We start from the raw sequence: 19,402 nt of genomic DNA, 5'->3' as shown, positions 1-19,402 counted from the left end.
TTAATCAGGGGCTAGTGATGCTGTTTCGTTTTGACGATCCGCAGGTCGAAAAATCCTATGTCGAGAGCGAGCGTAAAGCGCGTATTCCGGCAACGCGCTTTCTGGCAGCCATCGGAATTATCACGCTGATCTCTTACATCGGCTTTAACCCGATGCATTTCCCGCGCGATGGCGTGCTGCAATACAATCTGGCGGCTGGCCCGTTTGTTCTGCTGCTAGCCGGCGTGTTCGGCATTACCTTCACCCGCTTTTACGTCGTGCAGGGCTGGATCGATATCGTGATCTTCAGCCTCATGCTGGGGGTTATGGTTCTGCTGATTGATGCGCTGGGTGCGCAGGCAGAGATAACCGGCATTTCGCAATTCGGCATGGCGATCATCAATCTTGGCATATTGATGGTGTTTGCCAGCGTCGGATTTGTCGCCACTACGCGCTATTTCCTTGCCTGGGCGGCGGTGCTGTTAGTCCTGTATATTGTGTTCCTACTGCAAGCGGATCGGACCATCGTAAATAAGGTTTACACCTTCACCAATTTCACGACATTTTTCACCTTCGCCAGTTTTGCAAACTGGGACATTGACCGGCGCGCGCGGAGAACATTCGCGGCCAATCTGGCGCTGGAGGAAGAGCAGGCCAAGACCGAGGAAATGCTGTTCAATGTCCTGCCGCGCGATGTCGCAAACCGGTTGCGTCAGGGTGAGGCGGTGGCGGATGCTTTCTCCGATGTGTCGGTGGTGTTTGTTGATATTGTCGGCTTCTCGAAACTCGCAAAGAAACTGTCTCCTGGCCATCTGGTGAAGATGCTGAACACAATCTTCCAATTCGCTGATGATTGTGCGGCGCAGCACGGGGTGGAAAAGGTCAAAACGATTGGCGATGCTTACTTGGCCGTATCGGGCGGAAATGCCTCAGCTGATAGGGACGCCATCGCCGCGATTGCATTTTCGAAGCAACTGATCAGCCAGATTGCGGAATATGCGAAGTCTAGCGGGATCGATGTCAATGTACGGATCGGTATCCATACCGGACCGGTGGTTGGCGGTGTCATCGGAAATCAAAGGCTGGCCTATGATTATTGGGGCGATACGATGAATATTGCGAGCCGCATTGAAGGCGCGGCTGATCCAGGCGGGATCGCGGTTTCGGAAAGCACTTTCTACAGCGCGTGCGAAGTGACCGCCTTTTCAGAACCTGAGTTGGTCGCGCTGAAGGGTGTCGGTGAGCTCAAGATATATCGCGTGATCGGTTAGTTGGGGCGGGCCGCCAAACCCGGCCTCGCGGTTCGCAATGGGGCTTTACGTCGTCACCCTCTCTTCAGGCTCCCATACTAGATACCACTCAAAATCATCCCCAGTTCATCAAGCACTTTCTAATTGATACAGTTAGTTATAGAGAGGGAGTAGTGCGATGCTTAGTTTGATTACAGCCGCTGCGCTGGCAGCAACCCCGGCAGTTGTTGGAACGTTTGGCGGGTATGAGCAGAGTATAGGCGAGACCCGTTGGGAACGCTTTGATCTGGTTCTCACCAACAATTCGGCAGAGCAGCAGTCAGTGTCTTTGTGCCCGACTGATGCTGACATGGTGCTGCAGACCCATCAAAAGTCGACCCGAAGCGCCTTTGCTGTGAAGTTCGATGATCAGGACTGGAGTTTTAACTGCACGTCCAAAGATCTCGCAGCAGGTGAGACACTGACACTCGGGATGTTTTTTCGGCCAGCATTTCAACCGGGTCCCTCGCGCAAGATCGAAGTGAAGACGAGCGTTGGCTCATACATTTTAGGCTAACCACGTCGCACTCAGCACAGGATCGACGCCGCCAGGCTTCGCGCGCGCCATTCACAACGTATTCAGTTCATCGCTCACAATGCACGGTTCACCGTACATAGGAGGCCCGAATGAAGCGTGATCGAAGTCCTGGAGTGAAGCTGTTTTTGGCAGCGGCTATTGGTGTAGTTCTGCTGGTACCATTGATTATGGTCTATGCGTTGGTGAGTGATCGGGAGACCCAGTCGCGCACCGCGCAGGCATCGATCACAGCGGGGTGGGGCGGTGCGCAGACCGTGACCGGGCCAGTCCTCGTCATCCCCTACAACAGCAGATCGGTGCAGACCGAAACGGTTGATGGCAAGCAAGTGACTCGCTCCATCGACGCCCGGCGTGAACTGTTTCTGTCACCGCTCAAGCAGAGTATTGAAACCGATTTGCAGCCGGACGTGAAGCAGTATTCAATCTATCGGTCGGTGATCTATCAATCGGACATGGCGGGAACGGCCAGCTTTGTTCTCCCGAGCGACCTCGATCGTGGCGGAGTAAAGCGCGATCAATTGTTGTTTGATCAAGCGGAGCTGCGCTTTGGCGTGTCCGACCCGCGCGGCCTGACGGATGGCACAACTGTTCGTGTTGGCAATGAAGTGCAGGAACTACATCCCGGCAATGGGCCGGCGAGCACCAACGGTTCCGGCTTTTCCACTGCGGTTGAGTGGGACGGCAGCGAGGAACTCGCGGTGAGCTGGCAATATGGTCTGCGCGGCAGTCGCTCGATTGCGCTCATCCCGCGAGGCGGCGAAACCGAATGGACAGTCACATCACCGTGGCAACATCCCAGTTTCAAAGGCGATTTTCTGCCCGATAGTCGCGGTGATGAAAGCGGCAATGCGGACGGTTTCACAGCGACCTATGGCGGCATTACCAATCTGGCATTGGGCGAATCCTTGGTGAATCTCAGCGATGCGCCCGCGCCGATTGTGGATGATGTCCATGGGCGCACTGTCATAGACTATGCGCCTGCTGTTTCTGACGGTTCGTCCACGAAATACGCGTCGATCCGGCTGATCGAACCGGTCGATCTCTACAGCCAAGTCGACCGGTCGGTGAAATATGGCTTCCTGTTTATCGGCTTTACCTTTGCCTGCTTCTTCATGTTTGATGTGGTGGCCGGAGCACGGGTGGCCGCTGCGGAATATTTGCTGACGGGCATCGGCCTGGTGCTGTTCTTCGTGATGCTATTGGCGTTCGCTGAGGTGATCGGCTTCGCTTGGGCTTACATCGTGGCCAGCGTTGCAATGATCGGGCTGCTGACATCCTACAGCGCGGCGGTGCTAGGCGGTTGGCGACGTGCGTCGATGATCGGCGGGATGCTGACTGGCCTCTACATGACACTCTACGTCCTGCTGAGCTTGGAAGCATGGTCGCTGATGATTGGATCGGTACTGCTCTTCGTTGCTCTGGCTGCGGTAATGTACGCCACACGCAACATCGACTGGTCGGGATTGACCGGTCAGGATGAAGAGGAGAGTCTTGCTGAGGCCAACTAACTAGAACCGTCACTGCTGTTGATCGGGCGGGGGAGCGATGGCTTCTCCGCCCGATTGCTATGCGCCCTATTGTATGGGCGTAAGATGTCCTTCGACGAGTGACAGGAACCGTTCATCCATGCTTCATGTTTACATCCGTAGTCGTAATGCCTACAAACGTAAACGAAAGCCGGGGAGGGCTTTGTGTCCACACCAGAAGACAAAACACCAGAACGTATTAGCGATGCCGAACATGCGGTTATGGAGGCACTGTGGCAGCGCAGTCCGCTGACTGCATCCGAGGTTTGTGACGAAGTGTGCGAGAAGCGCGGATGGTCGCTGGCGACGGTGAAGACGTTGCTCAGCCGGTTGGTGGCTAAGAACGCCATCGCGACCGAGCCTGACGGTCGTCGTTTTCTCTATTCCCCGCTGCTTGAACGTGCGGATTACACCGGTTCAGAGTCGCGTCGTCTGGTCGATCGCCTGTTCGGTGGCCGCGCCGCGCCGCTTTTTGCGCAATTGGCCGAGGCGGAGGCGCTCACCGATGATGATATCGCTGAGATGGAAGTTCTGTTGAAGGAGCTGCGCAAATGACCACCTGGCTGTTCGATACGCTCGTTTGGACCGCGGTACTGATTGCTTTGATCTTAGTCATCCGTCGCCCGGTAGCACGTTATTTGGGCGCCCAATTTGCCTATGCGCTGTGGGCAATTCCGTTGCTACGCCTGATCCTACCACCGCTTACTTTGCCCGCATGGCTCGCGCCTGCGCCCGTGCCAGTTAGTGAAACGGGCCTGACAATTGTCATGACCGAAGGTGGGGCCGCTGCAACGCAAGGTGCCAGCGCGGTTGCTGCCAGCACACCCATTGATTGGGCTCTGTTTGCGTCGGTGATCTGGCTTGTCGGTGCGGCAGCGTTCCTGACGTTCCGCTTCACCAATTACTTCCGCATGCGGGCTGAATTGCTCGAGGACGCCTATCCGGTCGGTGAGGCAGGTGATGTTCGTCTGGTTGAAACGCCTGCGACCAATTCGCCCATCGCGTTCGGCGTATTAGACAAGGTCGTCGCACTTCCAGAAGGCTTTATGGTGATGCCCGACAAGATCGAGCGTGATCTCGCGCTCGAGCACGAACTGTCGCACCACAAGGCGCATGATCTGTTCGCCAACTTTGCCGCGCAGCCGTTGTTCGCGCTGCACTGGTTCAATCCGCTTGCCTGGTATGGCTGGCGCGCAATGCGCCGCGATCAAGAGGCGGCCTGCGATGCTCGTGTAATTGCGGCGCGCGGCGGTGAAGAGAAAGCCGCTTACGCCAATGTCATTGCCAGTTTCGCGACCGGTCCCAATGCCGCGCCGAGACTAGCCTTAGCTGCCCCGATGGCGTGTCCCGTCATCGGAGAGAAATCCATAATCCATCGTTTGAGGAGCCTAACTATGTCTGATATTTCCCCCCGCCGGAAGCTCGCTGGTCGCGCGTTGATTGGTGCTGCTGTGCTGGCGCTGCCGCTGACCGCGTCGATCTCTTACGCAGAGTCCATGACCACGCCGAACCCGCCGCCAGCAGCAGCTGCGGCGGCCAAGGCTCCGATGTTGCCGAGCGGTGTTGCCGCGCCAACACCACCAGCACCGCCTGCTGCACCATTTGCGATGCAGGGCGCTCAAGAAGCACCTGCTGCGCCCGAGGCTCAAGAAGTCGAGCGGCATGTCTATGTCATCAATAAAGAGGGCGAGGGCCAAGACGGCAAAAAGCACAAAGAGGTTCGCAAGCACCGGATGGTGTTTAAGAACGGTGAGAAACTGTCCGAAGACGAGCGCGAGAAGATAATTCTGGAACTTCGCGAAGAGCTCGACAATGTCGATGTCGAGATCAAGGAAGCGATGGAAGAAGTCCGCGTGGCAATGATCGAAATGGACCAGAACGGCTCCAAGACCAAGATCAAGACCACTTGCAAGAATGGCAAGTCCGGCGAGACCGTTGACTCAGATGGCACTCGCACCGTCCATGTCTGCACCAGCGAGGTGATGGCCCAAGCGCTGACGGGTATCAAAGAGGCACGCAAGGCGATTGCAGAGGACCCCGATATGGCGCCGGATATGCGCGCCGAAGTCCTTCGGGCCCTCGACGAAAAGATCGAGAACTGGGGCAAAGAGGACTGATTTAGCGCTTCAACCCTAAAACCGAGGAAGGCGGGGATGTGCGACTGTCCCCGCCTTTTCGTTTGCGCGCTTCGCTTAGCGTAGCTCCACAATCCGGTCGCATTGCGTATCGTCGGCAGAATCGAGCCCAAGCTTCAATGCCTGCATCCGCTGCGCGCTGGTCCCGTGCGTGAAACCTTCCGGATTGACGCGCTGGCCAGCATTTCGTTGTAGCGTGTCATCGCCAATCGAAGCCGCGGCGCGAAGACCTTCTTCCATGTCGCCGGGTTCAATCAGATTGCGGTTTTTGCCAGCCCAAACGCCAGCATAACAATCCGCCTGTAGCTCCATCAGAACTTGCAATTGGTTCGAAGCGCCGGGGCGTTGCTGCTGCAGGCTGCGGATCTGCGCTGCGACGCCGGTTAATTTCTGGATATGATGGCCATATTCATGCGCCACCACGTAATAACGCGCGAAGTCACCGCCTGCGCCCAATTGCCTTTCCATCGTGTCGTAAAAACGGGTGTCGATGTAAATGCCCTCGTCGGCAGGGCAGTAGAATGGCCCCATGCCGCTCGCCGCCTGACCGCACCCGCTTCTGAAGCGGTCGCTTGTCGCAAATTTCAGCATGGGTTGCTGGAAGCGCACGCCTGCCGACCGGAAAACTGGTTCCCATGTTTCATTGAGGGAGCTGAGCGCGTTGCAGGTTTCCAGAGCGTATTTGTTCGACGTACAGATTTCTTCCTCTGTCTGCCCGCCAGCTTGCTGCTCTATCTGCTGTCCTGTCTCTGATCCGCCGATCATGCCGATAGTCTGCATGGGATCGACGCCAAACACCAATGCGGCAATGATCGCGATCACAATTGTGCCGCAGCCAACTTTGCCGCCGCCGCCGCCGGGAAAACGTCCGCCACCTCCGGTTGTCCCTACATTGATGCTGTTTGTGTTGAACCGGTTGAGACGCATATTCTTTCCCTCCGAATCGGTCCTGCGATGCCGATAATTCTTGCGCGATGGCAACGATGCCCGCAAATGATGCGCTACGCAAAGGTCCTAATTATCAATCACGTTTGGAGTACCCCATGTCTCTTTCCGGCAAGCGCGCGCTCGTCACTGGCTCAACCTCGGGTATCGGGCTCGCCATTGCGCGGGCGCTAAGCGCGGAGGGAGCACAGGTCGTTCTCAATGGCTTCGGCGATGAGGCAGAGATTGCTGCACTGTGCGAAGAATTGGGCGCGACGCATGTCGGTGCCGATCTGATGACGCAGGAAGGCTGCGAGCAATTAATGGCCGAAGCGGGCGCAGTCGATATTCTGATCAACAATGCCGGAATGCAATTTGTCTCTCCGGTGGAGGATTTTCCGATCGATAAATGGAGCGCAATCATCGCGCTCAATTTGACAGCAGCATTCCACACAACGCGGCTTGCGGTTCCCGCGATGAAGGAGAAGGGCTGGGGCCGGATTATCAACACGGCCAGCGCGCATTCCAAAACTGCCTCGCCGTTCAAGAGCGCTTATAACGCCTCCAAACACGGGATCGATGGCTTCACCAAGACCATTGCACTTGAGTTGGCGCAAACGGGTGTGACTGCCAATTGCATCAGCCCGGGCTATGTCTGGACGCCGCTGATCGAAGGGCAAATCCCCGACACGATGAAGGCTCGCAACATGACTCGGGATGAAGTCATCAACGATGTGCTGCTTGCCAAAACTCCGACCAAGAAGTTTGTTCAGCCTGCCGAAATTGGCGCGCTGGCAGTGTTCCTTTGCAAAGAAGAAGCGGGCAATGTCACTGGTGCGAATTGGAGCATCGATGGCGGGTGGACCGCTGAATAAGTTCGGGGCGCAAAATGGGGGCTTTTCTTAGGCTATTGGCTGGAGCGGCGGCGTTGTGCGCCACTGCTAGCTGCGCGCCTATGAATGGTCCGCGTTCTGCTGATCCCAATTCTCTACAAGTGATCGAAGCCGATATGCGCGCGCATATCGCTGTACTGGCAAGCGATGAGTTTGAAGGGCGTAGGCCCGGCACCGCTGGCGAGCGCAAGACGCTCAGCTATCTTGCGCGCGAATGGCAGGCAGCAGGATTGCAATCTGCCACCAATGATCCAGCGAACCCTTGGTTTGCGCCGGTTGAGCTGGCCTTGTGGACGCAGGAGAGCAGCGCAGCGCGCTTTACCCGCTACGGCGAAGACATTGCCGTTCCCGCAGAGCAGGTAACGCTATTCTCTTCTGGCAGACGCTCGCTGGTTGAGGGCGCGCCGCTGCTGTATGTTGGAAGGCTCGGCGTTGCACTCGACCAATCGGAGTTGGCGGGCCGTGTCGCTGTGATGGAATGGGATCACCCGCAACGCAATGTGCAGCGCGATGCCTTACTTGAAAATGGCGCTGCGGCGGTCCTGGCGATCATGCCTGATGCCGCGAGCTTCGATGAACTCCGCCAGATTCGCGCGAACGGAGCATATCGCCTTGCGGACGAGGCGGCTGGCACGATGCTGGACGGTGCGATCACGGAGCAAGCAGCCGAAACGTTGATAGGTGCGGCGCAATATGGCGCGCTCAAGCTAGTGTCGCAGCAGTCCGATTTCCGGCCGGCGAATATCGATATTATGGCCACACTTGAGGCGACGTCGACAGAGGCAGTCGTTCAAACCCACAATCTTGTCGCCAAATTGCCCGGCAAAATTCCCGATAGCGGTGCGGTGCTGATGATGGCGCATTGGGACCATTTCGGCATGTGCGGCAAAGTTGAGGGCGCGGGCGAAGGTGGAGATGGCATTTGCAATGGTGCGGTTGACAATGCCAGCGGCCTCGCTTTTCTGACCGAGCTTGCGAAGCGTTTGAACAAGGGGCGCACGCTTGACCGTGATGTCTATTTTGTTGCCACTACGGCGGAGGAATGGGGCTTGCTAGGGGCGAGAGCTTTCACTCGCGACCCGCCATTGCCGCTCGAGTCCATTGTCGCTGCGTTCAACGTCGACACTATCGGCCTCGCGCCGCGCGGTGATGAAGTGGCGATATTGGGAGAGGGGCTGACCCCACTCGATACTGAAGTGAACGCGATCATCACCCGCATGGGACGCACGGTTGAAGCGAGCGACTTCGCGGCGCAATTCGTAAAACGACAAGATGGCTGGGTCTTGCTGCAAAGCGATGTGCCGACCTTGATGGTGTCCAGCGCATTTGCGCATCCCAACCTGATGCGGCGCTACACCAATGGCCGCTATCACGGTCCAAATGATGAGATCGATGATGTTGAACTGGGGGGAGCTAGCGAGGATTTGCTGTTGCACCTTGAGCTCGTTCGCCATTTTGCGAATATATCCACGCATCCGGGCGGCTAGGCGGTACATAAATGGTGCTAGGCGCGGATATTTCCGCTTTGCCCCCTAGCGACTGTCACAAACCTTGATTACATGGACCGTCACGAATCTTCCCGCGTACCTCGCAAGGGAAGCGGTGCAGCCCATGTTGCGCCGATGGACTTGAAAGTGACGACTATGGATATCCCCCTCGGCCTGACATTTGACGATGTGCTGCTGCGACCCGCGGAAAGCGACATTCTGCCGAGCATGGCCGATACGCGTACTCAGCTGACGCGGGGCATCAGCCTGAACATTCCGGTACTCTCCGCAGCGATGGATACGGTGACAGAGGCCGACATGGCGATTGTCATGGCGCAATTGGGCGGTATCGGTACACTTCATCGCAACTTGGATGTTGTGCAGCAATGCGCAGCAGTGCGAGCCGTAAAGCGCTTTGAAAGCGGCATGGTGGTCAACCCGATTACCATCGCGCCCGATGCTACGTTGGGCGATGCGCAGATGCTGATGGATCAGAACAAGATCAGCGGCATTCCCGTCACTGATGCGGACGAGAAACTGGTCGGTATTCTGACGAACCGCGATGTGCGCTTTGCCGAGAACCTCAAACAGCCCATCCGCGAGCTGATGACCACTGAAAACCTCGTGACCGTGCCGCTTGGTATTGGTCAAGATGAAGCGCGGCACTTGCTGCATCAGCGCCGGATCGAGAAACTGATCGTGGTCGATGATGCCTATCGCTGCATCGGCCTGATTACAGTCAAGGATATCGAGAAAGCGGTGAACTATCCGCACGCGACCAAGGATGAAGGCGGCCGTTTGCGCGTTGCTGCTGCAACCACAGTTGGCGATAAGGGTTTCGAGCGCACAGAAGCACTTATCGACGCCGAATGCGACGTTGTGATCATCGACACCGCGCACGGTCACAACAAAGACGTCGCGCGTGCAGTCGAGCGAGCGAAGAAGCTATCCAGCACGGTGCAAGTCGTGGCCGGTAACGTTGCGACGGCAGAGGCGACCAAGGCCTTGATCGACGCCGGCGCAGACGCCGTGAAAGTCGGCATCGGTCCCGGCTCGATTTGCACCACACGCATTGTCGCTGGTGTAGGCGTTCCTCAGCTGACGGCGATTATGGATAGCGCCAAGGCCGCGTCCGATGCGGGTGTGCCGATTATTGCTGACGGCGGTCTGCGGACTTCAGGCGATGCTGCCAAGGCGATTGCCGCTGGTGCATCGACAGTGATGGTCGGATCGATGCTGGCTGGCACCGCCGAAGCGCCCGGCGAAACGTTCCTTTATCAAGGGCGCAGCTACAAGAGCTATCGCGGCATGGGCAGCGTTGGCGCAATGGCGCGCGGCAGTGCGGATCGCTATTTCCAAGCGGACGTATCGGCTCTCAAACTGGTACCGGAAGGGATCGAAGGCCAAGTGCCTTACAAAGGCCCAGCAAAAGATATCGTTCACCAACTCGTCGGTGGGGTTAAGGCGGCAATGGGCTACACCGGATCGGCAACCATTCCCGATCTGCGCGAGCGGGCACAGTTCGTGCGGATTACCGGTGCTGGTCTCAATGAAAGCCACGTCCACGATGTCGCGATTACCCGCGAAGCCCCGAATTACCCGACGCGTTAGGACCACAGATGATCGAAATCATCCCCGTAATGCTATTCATCCTTGGGTGGCATCCTGACAAACCAGGGGAGATTGATCTTCAGCGTCCTGAAGTGGTGTTTATGTCGATGACGGAATGCGAGACCGCCGGAAAAACCATGGCGGACCGAATGACCGAGGCCGCCGCCGATAAGAGCGGTGCTCGTTATCAATTCCGATGCGTGACAATTCCGGACCAATCCGAATTCGAGAAGGCTTTCCGTGATATGCGGGAAGACAGTCAATGACACCTGCAGCCAGAGTCCAAGCCTCAATCGAGATTCTTGATACGATCATCGACAAGGCCCGCATCAAAGGCGCTCCTGCCGACCGGATTATCGCCGAGTGGGCGCGCGGGAACCGCTATGCTGGTTCTAAAGATCGCCGCGCTATTCGCGAGCTTGTTTACGGCGCGATCCGCGCCTGTGGCCCAATTCCAGACACTGGCCGTGCGGCAATGTTGCGGCTAGCTGAGATCAATGCCGATATTGCGCCATTATTTGACGGCTCCAACTACGGCCCGCCAGCGATTGGTCCGAAGGAAGTGCCCGCCAAAGGCGGTATCGCGCATTCGGTGGTGAACAGCCTGCTTGCCGCATCTGATATTGTTGGTGCCGAAGCTGGTGCGCTGCTCGACCGTGCGCCGCTCGATATCCGGATCAATACGCTGAAGGCGAGCCGTGAGACACTCGAATTGCCTGAAGCGGGCGAGGAACTGTTAGCGCCAAATGCGCTGCGCTACCCCTCGGGCACGCAGGTAGAGCAATGGCAGGCCTATCGCGATGGCCAGATCGAAGTACAGGATCACGGAAGCCAGTGGGCCTGCGCTGCGGTCGATGCAAAGCCGAGCGAGACGGTGATTGATCTATGCGCCGGTGCGGGAGGCAAGACGCTTGCTCTCGCAGCGGCCATGGAAAATCGCGGCACACTTATTGCGGCAGACACCGACAAGCGCCGTCTCGGTAATCTTCCGCCGCGCGCTGAACGGGCCGGTGCGGGCGTGGTAGAAACGATCCTGCTTGATCCGGGCAAAGAGTTGGAAATCCTCGCCGATTGTCGCGGCAAGGCCGATGCGGTTCTGGTTGACGCTCCATGCTCCGGCGTGGGCACTTGGCGGCGCAATCCGGAGGCACGTTGGCGGCTTGACCGTTCGGCGGTGACCGACTTTGCACATCTGCAATCGCGCCTGCTTGGTATCGCGGCACAGTTGGTCAAACCTGGCGGCCGGATCATCTATGTGACCTGCTCGCTTCTGGACGAGGAAGGGCTAAGCCGGATCGACGCATTTCTAACCTCTCACCCGGGCTGGCAGGCCGAACCACTCGACTGGCCGATCGGGCGGGAGCATGGAAAAGGAAGGCGTCTCACACCGTATCACGACGGCACGGACGGATTTTTCATCGGCCGTGTCACTTCACCCGCATAGCAATCGCTGTTAACTACCGTGGCCATGGCAGATTCGACACCTTCACAGAAAGCTGCCCTCAAGGAGTTAATAATGCGCTTTGGACCGCCTGCTGCTGCCCTTTCTTTGGTTTTGGCCATCACGGCCAGTATGGGTGTTGCACAGGATCGAGAACCCAATCCGCGCGCAGCGATGCTGATCGCAGAAGGCAAGGCGGCACTGGATGCCGGCCAACCGCAACGCGCCATCGACAGTTTCGAAGCCGCATTGGCGGTTGATCCCGGTTACACACCTGTATTTCTCGCGCTGGCAGAGGCTGCACGCCGCGAAGGTTTGCAAGGCAAAGCCATTACCTATTACCGCGAAGCGCAAGCGCGCGAGCCGGGAAATGTCGCCGCAATCTCAGGCGAGGGTGAAGCTCTGGTTGAGAAAGGCGCGGTAGAGAAAGCCCGCAAGAACCTTTCCAAGCTGGAAGAGCTATGTGGTGATCGCTGCCCCGAAACACGCGAATTGGCGAGGGCCATCGCCCGCGGCCCGCAACCGCAAGTACTGCGCGCAGAGGCAGTGATGCCCGATACGCAGGTTACGCAGAACTGAGTTAGATCAGCTCACGAAACTCTTCTAAAACAGAGCGATAAACGTGCTTTTTAAACGGCACAATCACGTCTGGTAGCTCTTCAGGCTCCAACCATTTCCATTGCGCAAATTCAGGTGGATCATGCGCTTCTAGATCGATATCGGCATCTTCACCTTGGAAGCGGGCTAGGTACCAGACCTGTTCTTGCCCGCGATATTTGCCTTTCCAGAGCTTGCCGATCAATTCTTCGGGCAGGTCATAGCGGATCGGCTCGCTGACTCTCGCGAGGATTGTGACCTTGTCTTCGCTGACCCCGGTTTCTTCGGCTAGCTCGCGCAACGCGGCTTCCTGCAAATCCTCGCCCTCATCGACGCCGCCTTGGGGCATCTGCCAGAATCCTGCGGTGTGGCCGGTGCCATGACGGCTATCGAGCCGTTCGGCGACGAACACTTTCCCGTCGGTGTTGACCAGCATCACACCCACGCATGGGCGGTACCCCAATTCGCTCATTTCAACGTCCCCTGATCCAATTAACGGCAGCTTGGTTCGCGCTCTAGCGATGTCACCGCGCTTTTCCACTCGACTTTTTGCCAATCTAGGAGAAAAACTTCATTGCGAGAGATGGGTGTGACACCTAGGTGGCGCATCAAGACTGAAAGGTCACGATTACAGAGCGCGCTGCATGCGCGCACGAGAAGGAAATTTGATGGCTACGCAGGCCAAAGACACTCCCCAGGATACCGCTCCAGACTCAGTCGTAGTCCGTTTCGCCGGAGATTCTGGTGACGGGATGCAGCTAACCGGTGGCCAGTTCACACTATCGACCGCGCTGGCAGGTAACGATCTGGCGACATTCCCCGATTTCCCCGCCGAGATCCGCGCCCCTCAAGGCACGTTGTTCGGCGTGTCCGCGTTCCAGATCAATTTTGGCAGCCGCGAAATCAACACAGCAGGCGATGCGCCTGACGTTCTGGTGGCGATGAATCCGGCGGGCCTGAAAGTCAATCTGGATGCGCTGAAGCCCGGCGGTCTGATCATTATCGACACAGGTGAGTTTACCAAGCGCAACCTCGACAAGGCGAAATATGATGTTTCGCCGCTGGAAGATGACAGCCTTGCGAAATGGGATGTGCTGGCATTCGATATCTCGGCGCTGACGGTTGAGGCGGTCAAGCCGTTCGGCCTTGGCAACAAGGATGCGTTGCGCTGTAAGAATATGTGGACTCTCGGCCTTGCGCTGTGGATGTTTGATCGTGAGCGCGGCCCGCTTGAGGACTGGCTCAAGAACAAGTTCAAGAACAAGCCCGAGATTGCCGACGCCAACATTGCCGCGCTGAATGCCGGCCATGCTTATGGCGAAACGGCTGAACTGTCCGGCCCGTTGCAAAAACTGCATATCGATCCGGTTGAAGCTGAGCCGGGCCTGTATCGCACAATCACCGGCGCGGAAGCCATTTCGCTCGGCTTGGTGGCGGGTGCGCAATTGGCCGAGCTGCCGATGTTCTTCGGCGGCTATCCGATCACGCCTGCCTCGGCGATTTTGCATCACCTTGCACGTCTTAAAGAATTCGGTGTCACGACTTTCCAAGCGGAAGACGAGATTGCGGCAATTTGTGCTGCAATCGGTGCGTCCTATGCAGGGCAGTTGGGCATCACATCCTCGTCTGGTCCCGGCATTGCGCTGAAGGGTGAGGCAATGGGCCTCGCGATTATGACCGAGCTTCCACTGGTCATCGTCAACAGCCAACGCGGTGGCCCCTCGACAGGTCTGCCGACGAAGACCGAGCAAAGCGATCTTTATCAGGCAATGTATGGCCGCAATGGCGATGCGCCGATGCCGATCGTGTCCGCATGCAGCCCCGGCGATGCGTTTGAAGTCGCTATCGAGGCTTGCCGTATTGCGACCCAATATATGACGCCCGTGATGCTACTGACTGATGGCTATATCGCCAACGCGGCGGAGCCATGGAAAGTGCCCGATCCGGATACTTTCGAGCCGTTCCCTGCCAAATTCCTGACCGAGAAAAACGGCGAAGAATTGCTGCCTTACAAGCGCGATTCAAAAGGTGCTCGCCCTTGGATCAAGCCCGGAACGCCCGATCTGATGCACCGCATCGGCGGGATCGAGAAGGCGGTCGATACCGGTCACATCGATTATGCGCCGGATAATCACCAAGCGATGACCGATGCGCGGGTGAACAAGGTTCTGAACGTCGAAGTGCCGGATCAGGAAATCGCCGCAGGTGAAGCGGGCGGTAAGCTGGTCGTGGTCGGTTGGGGATCAACCTACGGCCCGATCCGCCGCGCAGTCGACAATTCGCGCGCGAAAGGAATGGATGTCAGCCATATCCATGTCCGCCATATCTGGCCGCTGCCGAAGAACCTCGGCGATCTACTCAACAGCTATGACAATGTGCTGGTGCCCGAAATGAACACCGGCCAGTTCAAAACCGTGCTGCGCGACCAGTTCTTGGTCGATGCGAAGCCGCTGACAAAGACCAGCGGACAACCATTCAGCATTGTCGAAATGGAAGAGGCCATCGACAAATATTTCGATGGCATTCCTGACAATGAAGGCGGGCAGGTTGAAGTGAACGATACGCAGCTGCCGAGTTCGGAGCAGTGACGTTGAAGGGAGTCTTTTCTCAAGTTGTCGCTCTGGCGTTGATGCTAGGATTGATGCGTTTGGCAGCGCTATCGAATTCGCCTTACGTTATGTTTGTAGCCGGTTTCTGCGCAGCCGTGGGTATCAGCATCTTTGCTTGGAAGGTTTCCAGCAAGGACGACTTCAGAGTTAGTTATTGGGCTGTGGGAATCGCTGGCGCTTTGTTTGCGATTGCGACCTTTATCTTTCCCAAGGGTTACTCGAATTACCTCGGCTATATATTCGTTGGAGGACTGGTCGCAGGGGGCATTACGAGTTTTGTCGCAACTGCTGCGATTGATTTTAGAAAGAACGGAACTCATGAACGCACCCGCTAAATTCGAAACCACGCTCAAGGATTGGGAAACCGATCAGGAAGTCCGCTGGTGTCCCGGCTGTGGCGATTATGCCATTCTCAAGGCGGTGCAGCGCACTTTGCCACAGCTCGGTGCTGATCCGTCGAACACGTGCTTTATCAGCGGTATCGGCTGCTCCAGCCGCTTCCCGTACTACATGGAAACATACGGCTTCCACACGATCCACGGGCGTGCGCCTGCGGTGGCGACCGGTGTAAAGCTGGCCAATCCGGATCTCGATATCTGGCTGGTAACCGGTGACGGTGACGGCCTGTCCATTGGCGGCAACCACATGATGCATGTGCTGCGCCGCAATGTGAACATGCAGATCATGCTGTTCAACAACGAGATTTACGGCCTGACCAAGGGCCAGTCCTCGCCCACCAGTCGTGAGGGGACAAAGAGCCCATCGACTCCGATTGGCTCGTTCGATCACCCTGCAAATCCATGTGCCTTTGCGTTGGGTGCGGGTGCGCGTTTTGTCGGTCGTGGCTTTGATGTGTCGAAGAATCTACCCGACGTTTTGAAAGCGGCACACGCCCACCAAGGCGCGGCGTTTATCGAGATCTTCCAGAACTGCATCGTCTACAACAAAGACGTGTTTAACGACTTTGCTGCGCCAAAGGGAGCAGGCGACCGTCAGCTATGGCTCGAAAACGGTAAGCCGATGCTGTTCGGTGATCCGAAGGCAGGATTTGACAAAGGCATCGCTCTCGACCGCGATACTCTGACGCTGAAAGTCGTTGAAGCGACCGAAGAGAATTGGGAAGAAGCGGGCGTACTGGTCCATGATCAAACTGACCGCACAATTGCTCACTTGCTGATCGAAATGCCGTTCGGTCCGTTCCCGATGGCGCTGGGCGTTCTCTATGACGATCCGCGCCCGACATTCGAGACGGCTGTGATCGAAGAGCGCGCCAAGTCCGCTGCGGGCAAGGAGGCCAATCTGGCGAAACTGCTGGGCAAGGGCCAGACGTGGACTGTGGAACCGAGTGAGGGGCACCCGACGGATTAGATCAGGGCAAGGGAGGGGCGAATGGTTCATTTTGTAATAGGTGACACGCTTCTCCGCGCCAGCAGAGGTGACGATCTGCTAATTCGCGAGAACCCTGAAGTAAGCCTGATGGGCCGCATATTCGCTGCGCTTGGCGGTACTGCTTTCCTCGCTGCAGCGATTTTCTTCTGGCAGATGCCAGTCGAAGATACCGGCCAGGATGTGACATGGATACGTATAATCCTATGCGGCGGGATGGCAGCAATGGGCGCTCTTCTGGGATGGAGCGGGCTGTATCCGCGCAAGTCAGTGACGCAACTGGAAATGGATATGCGCAAGCGGGAGTTGGTCATTTCCAAAGTGAAAGTAGATAGAGAGACTGAAGGGTCGCCTAGTACGCAGCACACCGTCGCTTTCGCCAATATCACACAGTTTTTCTCCGGCTCTCGCGCGACTGCCGGAAACCAACAACGCGGAGGCGGTACATGCCTCTACATCGAAGCTGTTGGCGGGCCGCGAAATGGTGCCGTGCTAGTCGGGTCTGTCATAGAAATTGAAGAACTCGCCAGTGAACTGAATACACTGCTGCAAACGGCGCCTGACACTGTAACGACCGGGCTGGAAAGTCCTCCGCAGCCTCGCTCTGGCCGCTTCGGGCGGCGGGGATTGTAGACTATGGATAATCTAACCCATTCGCTGGTCGGCGCTTTGCTTGGCCAGACAGGTCTTAAGAGGAAGACCGGCTTGGCGATGCCTGCGCTGATTATAGGGGCGAATTTGCCCGATGTGGATGCAGCGTGTTTCTTTTGGCTTGAAGGCACGGAGCATCTCGGCTTCCGGCGCGGAATCACGCACGGCCCGCCAGCGCTGGTACTACTGCCGCTAATATTGGCGGGGCTGCTCTATGGTTTTGATCGATGGCAGGCCAAACGCGGAAAGCGGCCAGAAACGCGGCTGCCGGTCAGTTTCAAATGGCTGTTCCTGCTGAGCTTTATCGGTTGCTTGACGCATCCTGCTCTGGATTGGCTCAATGTCTATGGAATCCGTCTGCTCGAACCGTTTTCGAGCCAGTGGTTCTACGGCGATACGCTGTTCATCATTGATGTGTGGCTGTGGGCACTGATGGGCTTCGCCACATGGTTCTCCCTGCGCCGTGAAAAACGAGGCGGAGACTGGAAGAAGCCTGCGCGCGTGGCGATGGCCGTGGCGGTCGCATATATCGGGCTGAATGGAGCGATATCATCGGTAGCAGTGGACACCTATTCCTATGCTCCAACTGGTTCCGAGCAGGTTATCGCAAGCCCCGTTCCCGGAAACTTCCTAGGGCGTGAAGTAATTACCGGTGGAAACGGCCTGTACGCGATCAATGGCACCGCGCTGCCTGGCGTGCCGTTGGATCGCTGCAATCTGAACGAACTCCGGGCGAACAATCCGCAGGTTGATTCCTTTCTGTTTTGGTCGCGGACGCCCTTTATCGAACCGGGTGAAGACGGCGTTTGGAGGCTGCGCGATGCGCGTTTCTATGACCCCCGCGCGCGGGACAGGTTTACCGCCGTCCTGACGGGTTTGAAGTGCGTGGAACCTTCGGCGGAGTAGCGTCGTTCTCCTCGCATGACCAAAACACAAATTGTCTGGCTCCGCCGTGACCTTCGCTTAGCTGACCAGCCCGCATTCTTTGCCGCCGCGCAAGCTGGTCCGGTTATTCCCGTCTATGTGCTGGATGATGAAGCGGCGGGAAGCCATGCTTATGGCGGTGCGTCGCGCTGGTGGTTGCACCATTCGTTGGAGAGCCTCTCCAAGTCGCTTGGTGCAAGGAATTCGCGGCTCGTTCTGCGGCGCGGCGATGCGGTTGAGGAGCTGACCAAGCTTGCTGAGGAAACCGGAGCGGAAACGGTTCATGCGATCCGGCACTACGAGCCATGGTGGCGTAAGGCTCAGGGGAAGCTTTCGGAAAAACTCGACCTCCAACTGTATGATGGCAATTATCTGCTCCCTCCCGGAGCGGTTACGACCGGATCGGGCACGCCGTACAAGATCTATACGCCGTTCTCCAAAGCGACGCTCGAACATATGCCCCCGCGCGATGTTCTGCCGGAGCCGGAAACGCTCTCGCATCCCGACACTTGGCCGCGAAGCGATGCGCTGGAAGAATGGAGCCTGCTCCCCGAACGTCCTGATTGGTCCGGCGGGATCGACGCATTCTGGAATGTTGGTGAAGCTGCTGCGCATGAGCGTTTGACCGACTGGGAAGACGACGTCGCCGACTATGATGATGCGCGCAATATGCCGTCACAGGATGGCTCATCACGCCTGTCACCCCACCTTCATTTTGGTGAGATTTCACCCGCGCAGGTGTGGCACGCACTGAAAGGGCGGAGTGGGAAGGGTTGGTATGTCTACGGCAAGGAGCTGATCTGGCGCGACTATGCGCAGAATGTGATTTGCCAATTTCCCGCTTATCCCAAGCAAGGATATCGGGAGGCGTTTGAAGACCTCACATGGCGCGATCCGGAAGCCGATGAACAAGCTGCGGCCGATCTGGAAGCATGGCAAAAGGGCCAAACCGGCTATCCTATCGTCGATGCCGGAATGCGGCAGCTATGGCAGACAGGCTGGATGCATAACCGCGTGCGGATGATCGCAGCGAGCTTCCTGATCAAGCATCTGCTGATTGATTGGCGGCACGGTGAAAAATGGTTCTGGGACACGCTGGTCGATGCCGATTACGCGCAGAACGGTACCAATTGGCAATGGGTCGCCGGGACGGGTGTGGACAGCAATATGTTCGTGCGGATCATGGCGCCGCTCAGCCAATCGGAGAAATTCGACGCGGCGAGCTATATTCGCGAATATGTGCCTGAACTGGCTGATCTGGACGCCCCTTACATCCACGATCCCGAAGAGCATGGGTGCTTGCCAAGTGACTATCCCGTCAAGATTATCGGCCACCGCGAGGCTAGGGAACGAGCGCTTGCGGCATACAAGAAAATGAAGGGTAACTAGGTTTGCTCCGGGCTTGCTCCTCT

Annotated in this window: 19 protein-coding genes; 17 read left to right on the top strand and 2 right to left on the bottom strand. The window is 57.3% G+C overall.

Annotated elements, in window-relative coordinates:
• The first annotated feature begins 17 nt into the window (after positions 1 to 17).
• From J9777_RS05800 to J9777_RS05780, 5 genes are all read left to right on the top strand, one after another.
• Positions 18 to 1,250 (top strand): adenylate/guanylate cyclase domain-containing protein, encoded by a 1,233-nt coding sequence (locus J9777_RS05800; protein ID WP_209347805.1) that lies wholly within the window; start codon positions 18 to 20, stop codon positions 1,248 to 1,250.
• A gap of 157 nt (positions 1,251 to 1,407) precedes the next feature.
• Positions 1,408 to 1,785, top strand: coding sequence for a hypothetical protein (locus tag J9777_RS05795; RefSeq protein WP_209347804.1), 378 nt, complete (start codon positions 1,408 to 1,410; stop codon positions 1,783 to 1,785).
• A 110-nt stretch (positions 1,786 to 1,895) separates the two neighbouring features.
• On the top strand, positions 1,896 to 3,314 hold the full coding sequence (creD, locus tag J9777_RS05790) for a cell envelope integrity protein CreD (protein WP_209347803.1): 1,419 nt from the start codon (positions 1,896 to 1,898) through the stop codon (positions 3,312 to 3,314).
• A 183-nt stretch (positions 3,315 to 3,497) separates the two neighbouring features.
• On the top strand, positions 3,498 to 3,887 hold the full coding sequence (locus tag J9777_RS05785; protein WP_209347802.1) for a BlaI/MecI/CopY family transcriptional regulator: 390 nt from the start codon (positions 3,498 to 3,500) through the stop codon (positions 3,885 to 3,887).
• Positions 3,884 to 5,449, top strand: a complete 1,566-nt coding sequence (locus tag J9777_RS05780) for a M56 family metallopeptidase (RefSeq protein ID WP_209347801.1) — start codon at positions 3,884 to 3,886, stop codon at positions 5,447 to 5,449. The genes J9777_RS05785 and J9777_RS05780 overlap by 4 nt, the downstream gene beginning before the upstream one ends.
• Positions 5,450 to 5,524: 75 nt before the next feature.
• Here the strand turns inward: J9777_RS05780 and J9777_RS05775 are convergent, their stop codons facing one another.
• Positions 5,525 to 6,394, bottom strand: a complete 870-nt coding sequence (locus J9777_RS05775) for a neutral zinc metallopeptidase (RefSeq protein WP_209347800.1) — start codon at positions 6,392 to 6,394, stop codon at positions 5,525 to 5,527.
• A gap of 116 nt (positions 6,395 to 6,510) precedes the next feature.
• On the opposite strand from J9777_RS05775, the gene J9777_RS05770 reads away from it, so the two are divergent.
• The 6 genes from J9777_RS05770 to J9777_RS05745 all read left to right on the top strand — a co-directional run bounded on the left by J9777_RS05770 (position 6,511) and on the right by J9777_RS05745 (position 12,402).
• The gene (locus J9777_RS05770) at positions 6,511 to 7,266 is read left to right on the top strand and encodes a 3-hydroxybutyrate dehydrogenase (protein WP_209347799.1); all 756 of its coding nucleotides are present in this window, start codon (positions 6,511 to 6,513) and stop codon (positions 7,264 to 7,266) included.
• An 80-nt stretch (positions 7,267 to 7,346) separates the two neighbouring features.
• Entirely contained in the window at positions 7,347 to 8,771 is a 1,425-nt protein-coding gene (locus J9777_RS05765) for a M28 family peptidase (protein WP_209347798.1), read from the top strand.
• A gap of 156 nt (positions 8,772 to 8,927) precedes the next feature.
• Positions 8,928 to 10,382, top strand: a complete 1,455-nt coding sequence (guaB, locus tag J9777_RS05760) for an IMP dehydrogenase (protein ID WP_209347797.1) — start codon at positions 8,928 to 8,930, stop codon at positions 10,380 to 10,382.
• An 8-nt stretch (positions 10,383 to 10,390) separates the two neighbouring features.
• The gene (locus J9777_RS05755; protein WP_209347796.1) at positions 10,391 to 10,648 is read left to right on the top strand and encodes a hypothetical protein; all 258 of its coding nucleotides are present in this window, start codon (positions 10,391 to 10,393) and stop codon (positions 10,646 to 10,648) included.
• Positions 10,645 to 11,826 (top strand): RsmB/NOP family class I SAM-dependent RNA methyltransferase, encoded by a 1,182-nt coding sequence (locus tag J9777_RS05750; protein ID WP_209347795.1) that lies wholly within the window; start codon positions 10,645 to 10,647, stop codon positions 11,824 to 11,826. Before J9777_RS05755 ends, J9777_RS05750 begins: the two co-directional genes overlap by 4 nt.
• A gap of 72 nt (positions 11,827 to 11,898) precedes the next feature.
• The gene (locus J9777_RS05745) at positions 11,899 to 12,402 is read left to right on the top strand and encodes a tetratricopeptide repeat protein (protein ID WP_245228516.1); all 504 of its coding nucleotides are present in this window, start codon (positions 11,899 to 11,901) and stop codon (positions 12,400 to 12,402) included.
• Between the two features lies 1 nt (position 12,403).
• On the opposite strand, the gene J9777_RS05740 is transcribed toward J9777_RS05745, so the two are convergent.
• Positions 12,404 to 12,892, bottom strand: a complete 489-nt coding sequence (locus J9777_RS05740) for an RNA pyrophosphohydrolase (RefSeq protein WP_209347793.1) — start codon at positions 12,890 to 12,892, stop codon at positions 12,404 to 12,406.
• A 196-nt stretch (positions 12,893 to 13,088) separates the two neighbouring features.
• Here J9777_RS05740 and J9777_RS05735 point away from each other — a divergent pair, with 196 nt between their 5' ends.
• The 6 genes from J9777_RS05735 to J9777_RS05710 are packed head-to-tail and all read left to right on the top strand — an operon-like array spanning position 13,089 to position 19,379.
• Positions 13,089 to 15,008 carry a 2-oxoacid:acceptor oxidoreductase subunit alpha gene (locus J9777_RS05735; protein WP_209347792.1) on the top strand — a complete coding sequence of 640 codons (1,920 nt, stop codon included), beginning with the start codon at positions 13,089 to 13,091 and terminating at the stop codon, positions 15,006 to 15,008.
• Between the two features lie 2 nt (positions 15,009 to 15,010).
• The gene (locus J9777_RS05730; RefSeq protein ID WP_209347791.1) at positions 15,011 to 15,364 is read left to right on the top strand and encodes a hypothetical protein; all 354 of its coding nucleotides are present in this window, start codon (positions 15,011 to 15,013) and stop codon (positions 15,362 to 15,364) included.
• Positions 15,348 to 16,397 carry a 2-oxoacid:ferredoxin oxidoreductase subunit beta gene (locus J9777_RS05725; protein ID WP_209347790.1) on the top strand — a complete coding sequence of 350 codons (1,050 nt, stop codon included), beginning with the start codon at positions 15,348 to 15,350 and terminating at the stop codon, positions 16,395 to 16,397. The genes J9777_RS05730 and J9777_RS05725 overlap by 17 nt, the downstream gene beginning before the upstream one ends.
• Positions 16,398 to 16,418: 21 nt before the next feature.
• Positions 16,419 to 17,048 carry a hypothetical protein gene (locus tag J9777_RS05720; RefSeq protein ID WP_209347789.1) on the top strand — a complete coding sequence of 210 codons (630 nt, stop codon included), beginning with the start codon at positions 16,419 to 16,421 and terminating at the stop codon, positions 17,046 to 17,048.
• 3 nt (positions 17,049 to 17,051) lie between these two features.
• Positions 17,052 to 17,972: a metal-dependent hydrolase gene (locus tag J9777_RS05715; RefSeq protein WP_209347788.1), complete on the top strand. Its 921-nt coding sequence runs from the start codon at positions 17,052 to 17,054 to the stop codon at positions 17,970 to 17,972.
• A 15-nt stretch (positions 17,973 to 17,987) separates the two neighbouring features.
• Positions 17,988 to 19,379, top strand: coding sequence for a deoxyribodipyrimidine photo-lyase (locus J9777_RS05710; RefSeq protein WP_209347787.1), 1,392 nt, complete (start codon positions 17,988 to 17,990; stop codon positions 19,377 to 19,379).
• Positions 19,380 to 19,402 lie beyond the last annotated feature (23 nt).

Source organism: Pontixanthobacter sp. CEM42 (genome assembly GCF_017812015.1).
Classification (GTDB): Bacteria; Pseudomonadota; Alphaproteobacteria; order Sphingomonadales; family Sphingomonadaceae; genus Pontixanthobacter.
Note: the sequence above shows the minus strand (reverse complement) of the source record. Positions and strands in the feature narration are given on the sequence as shown.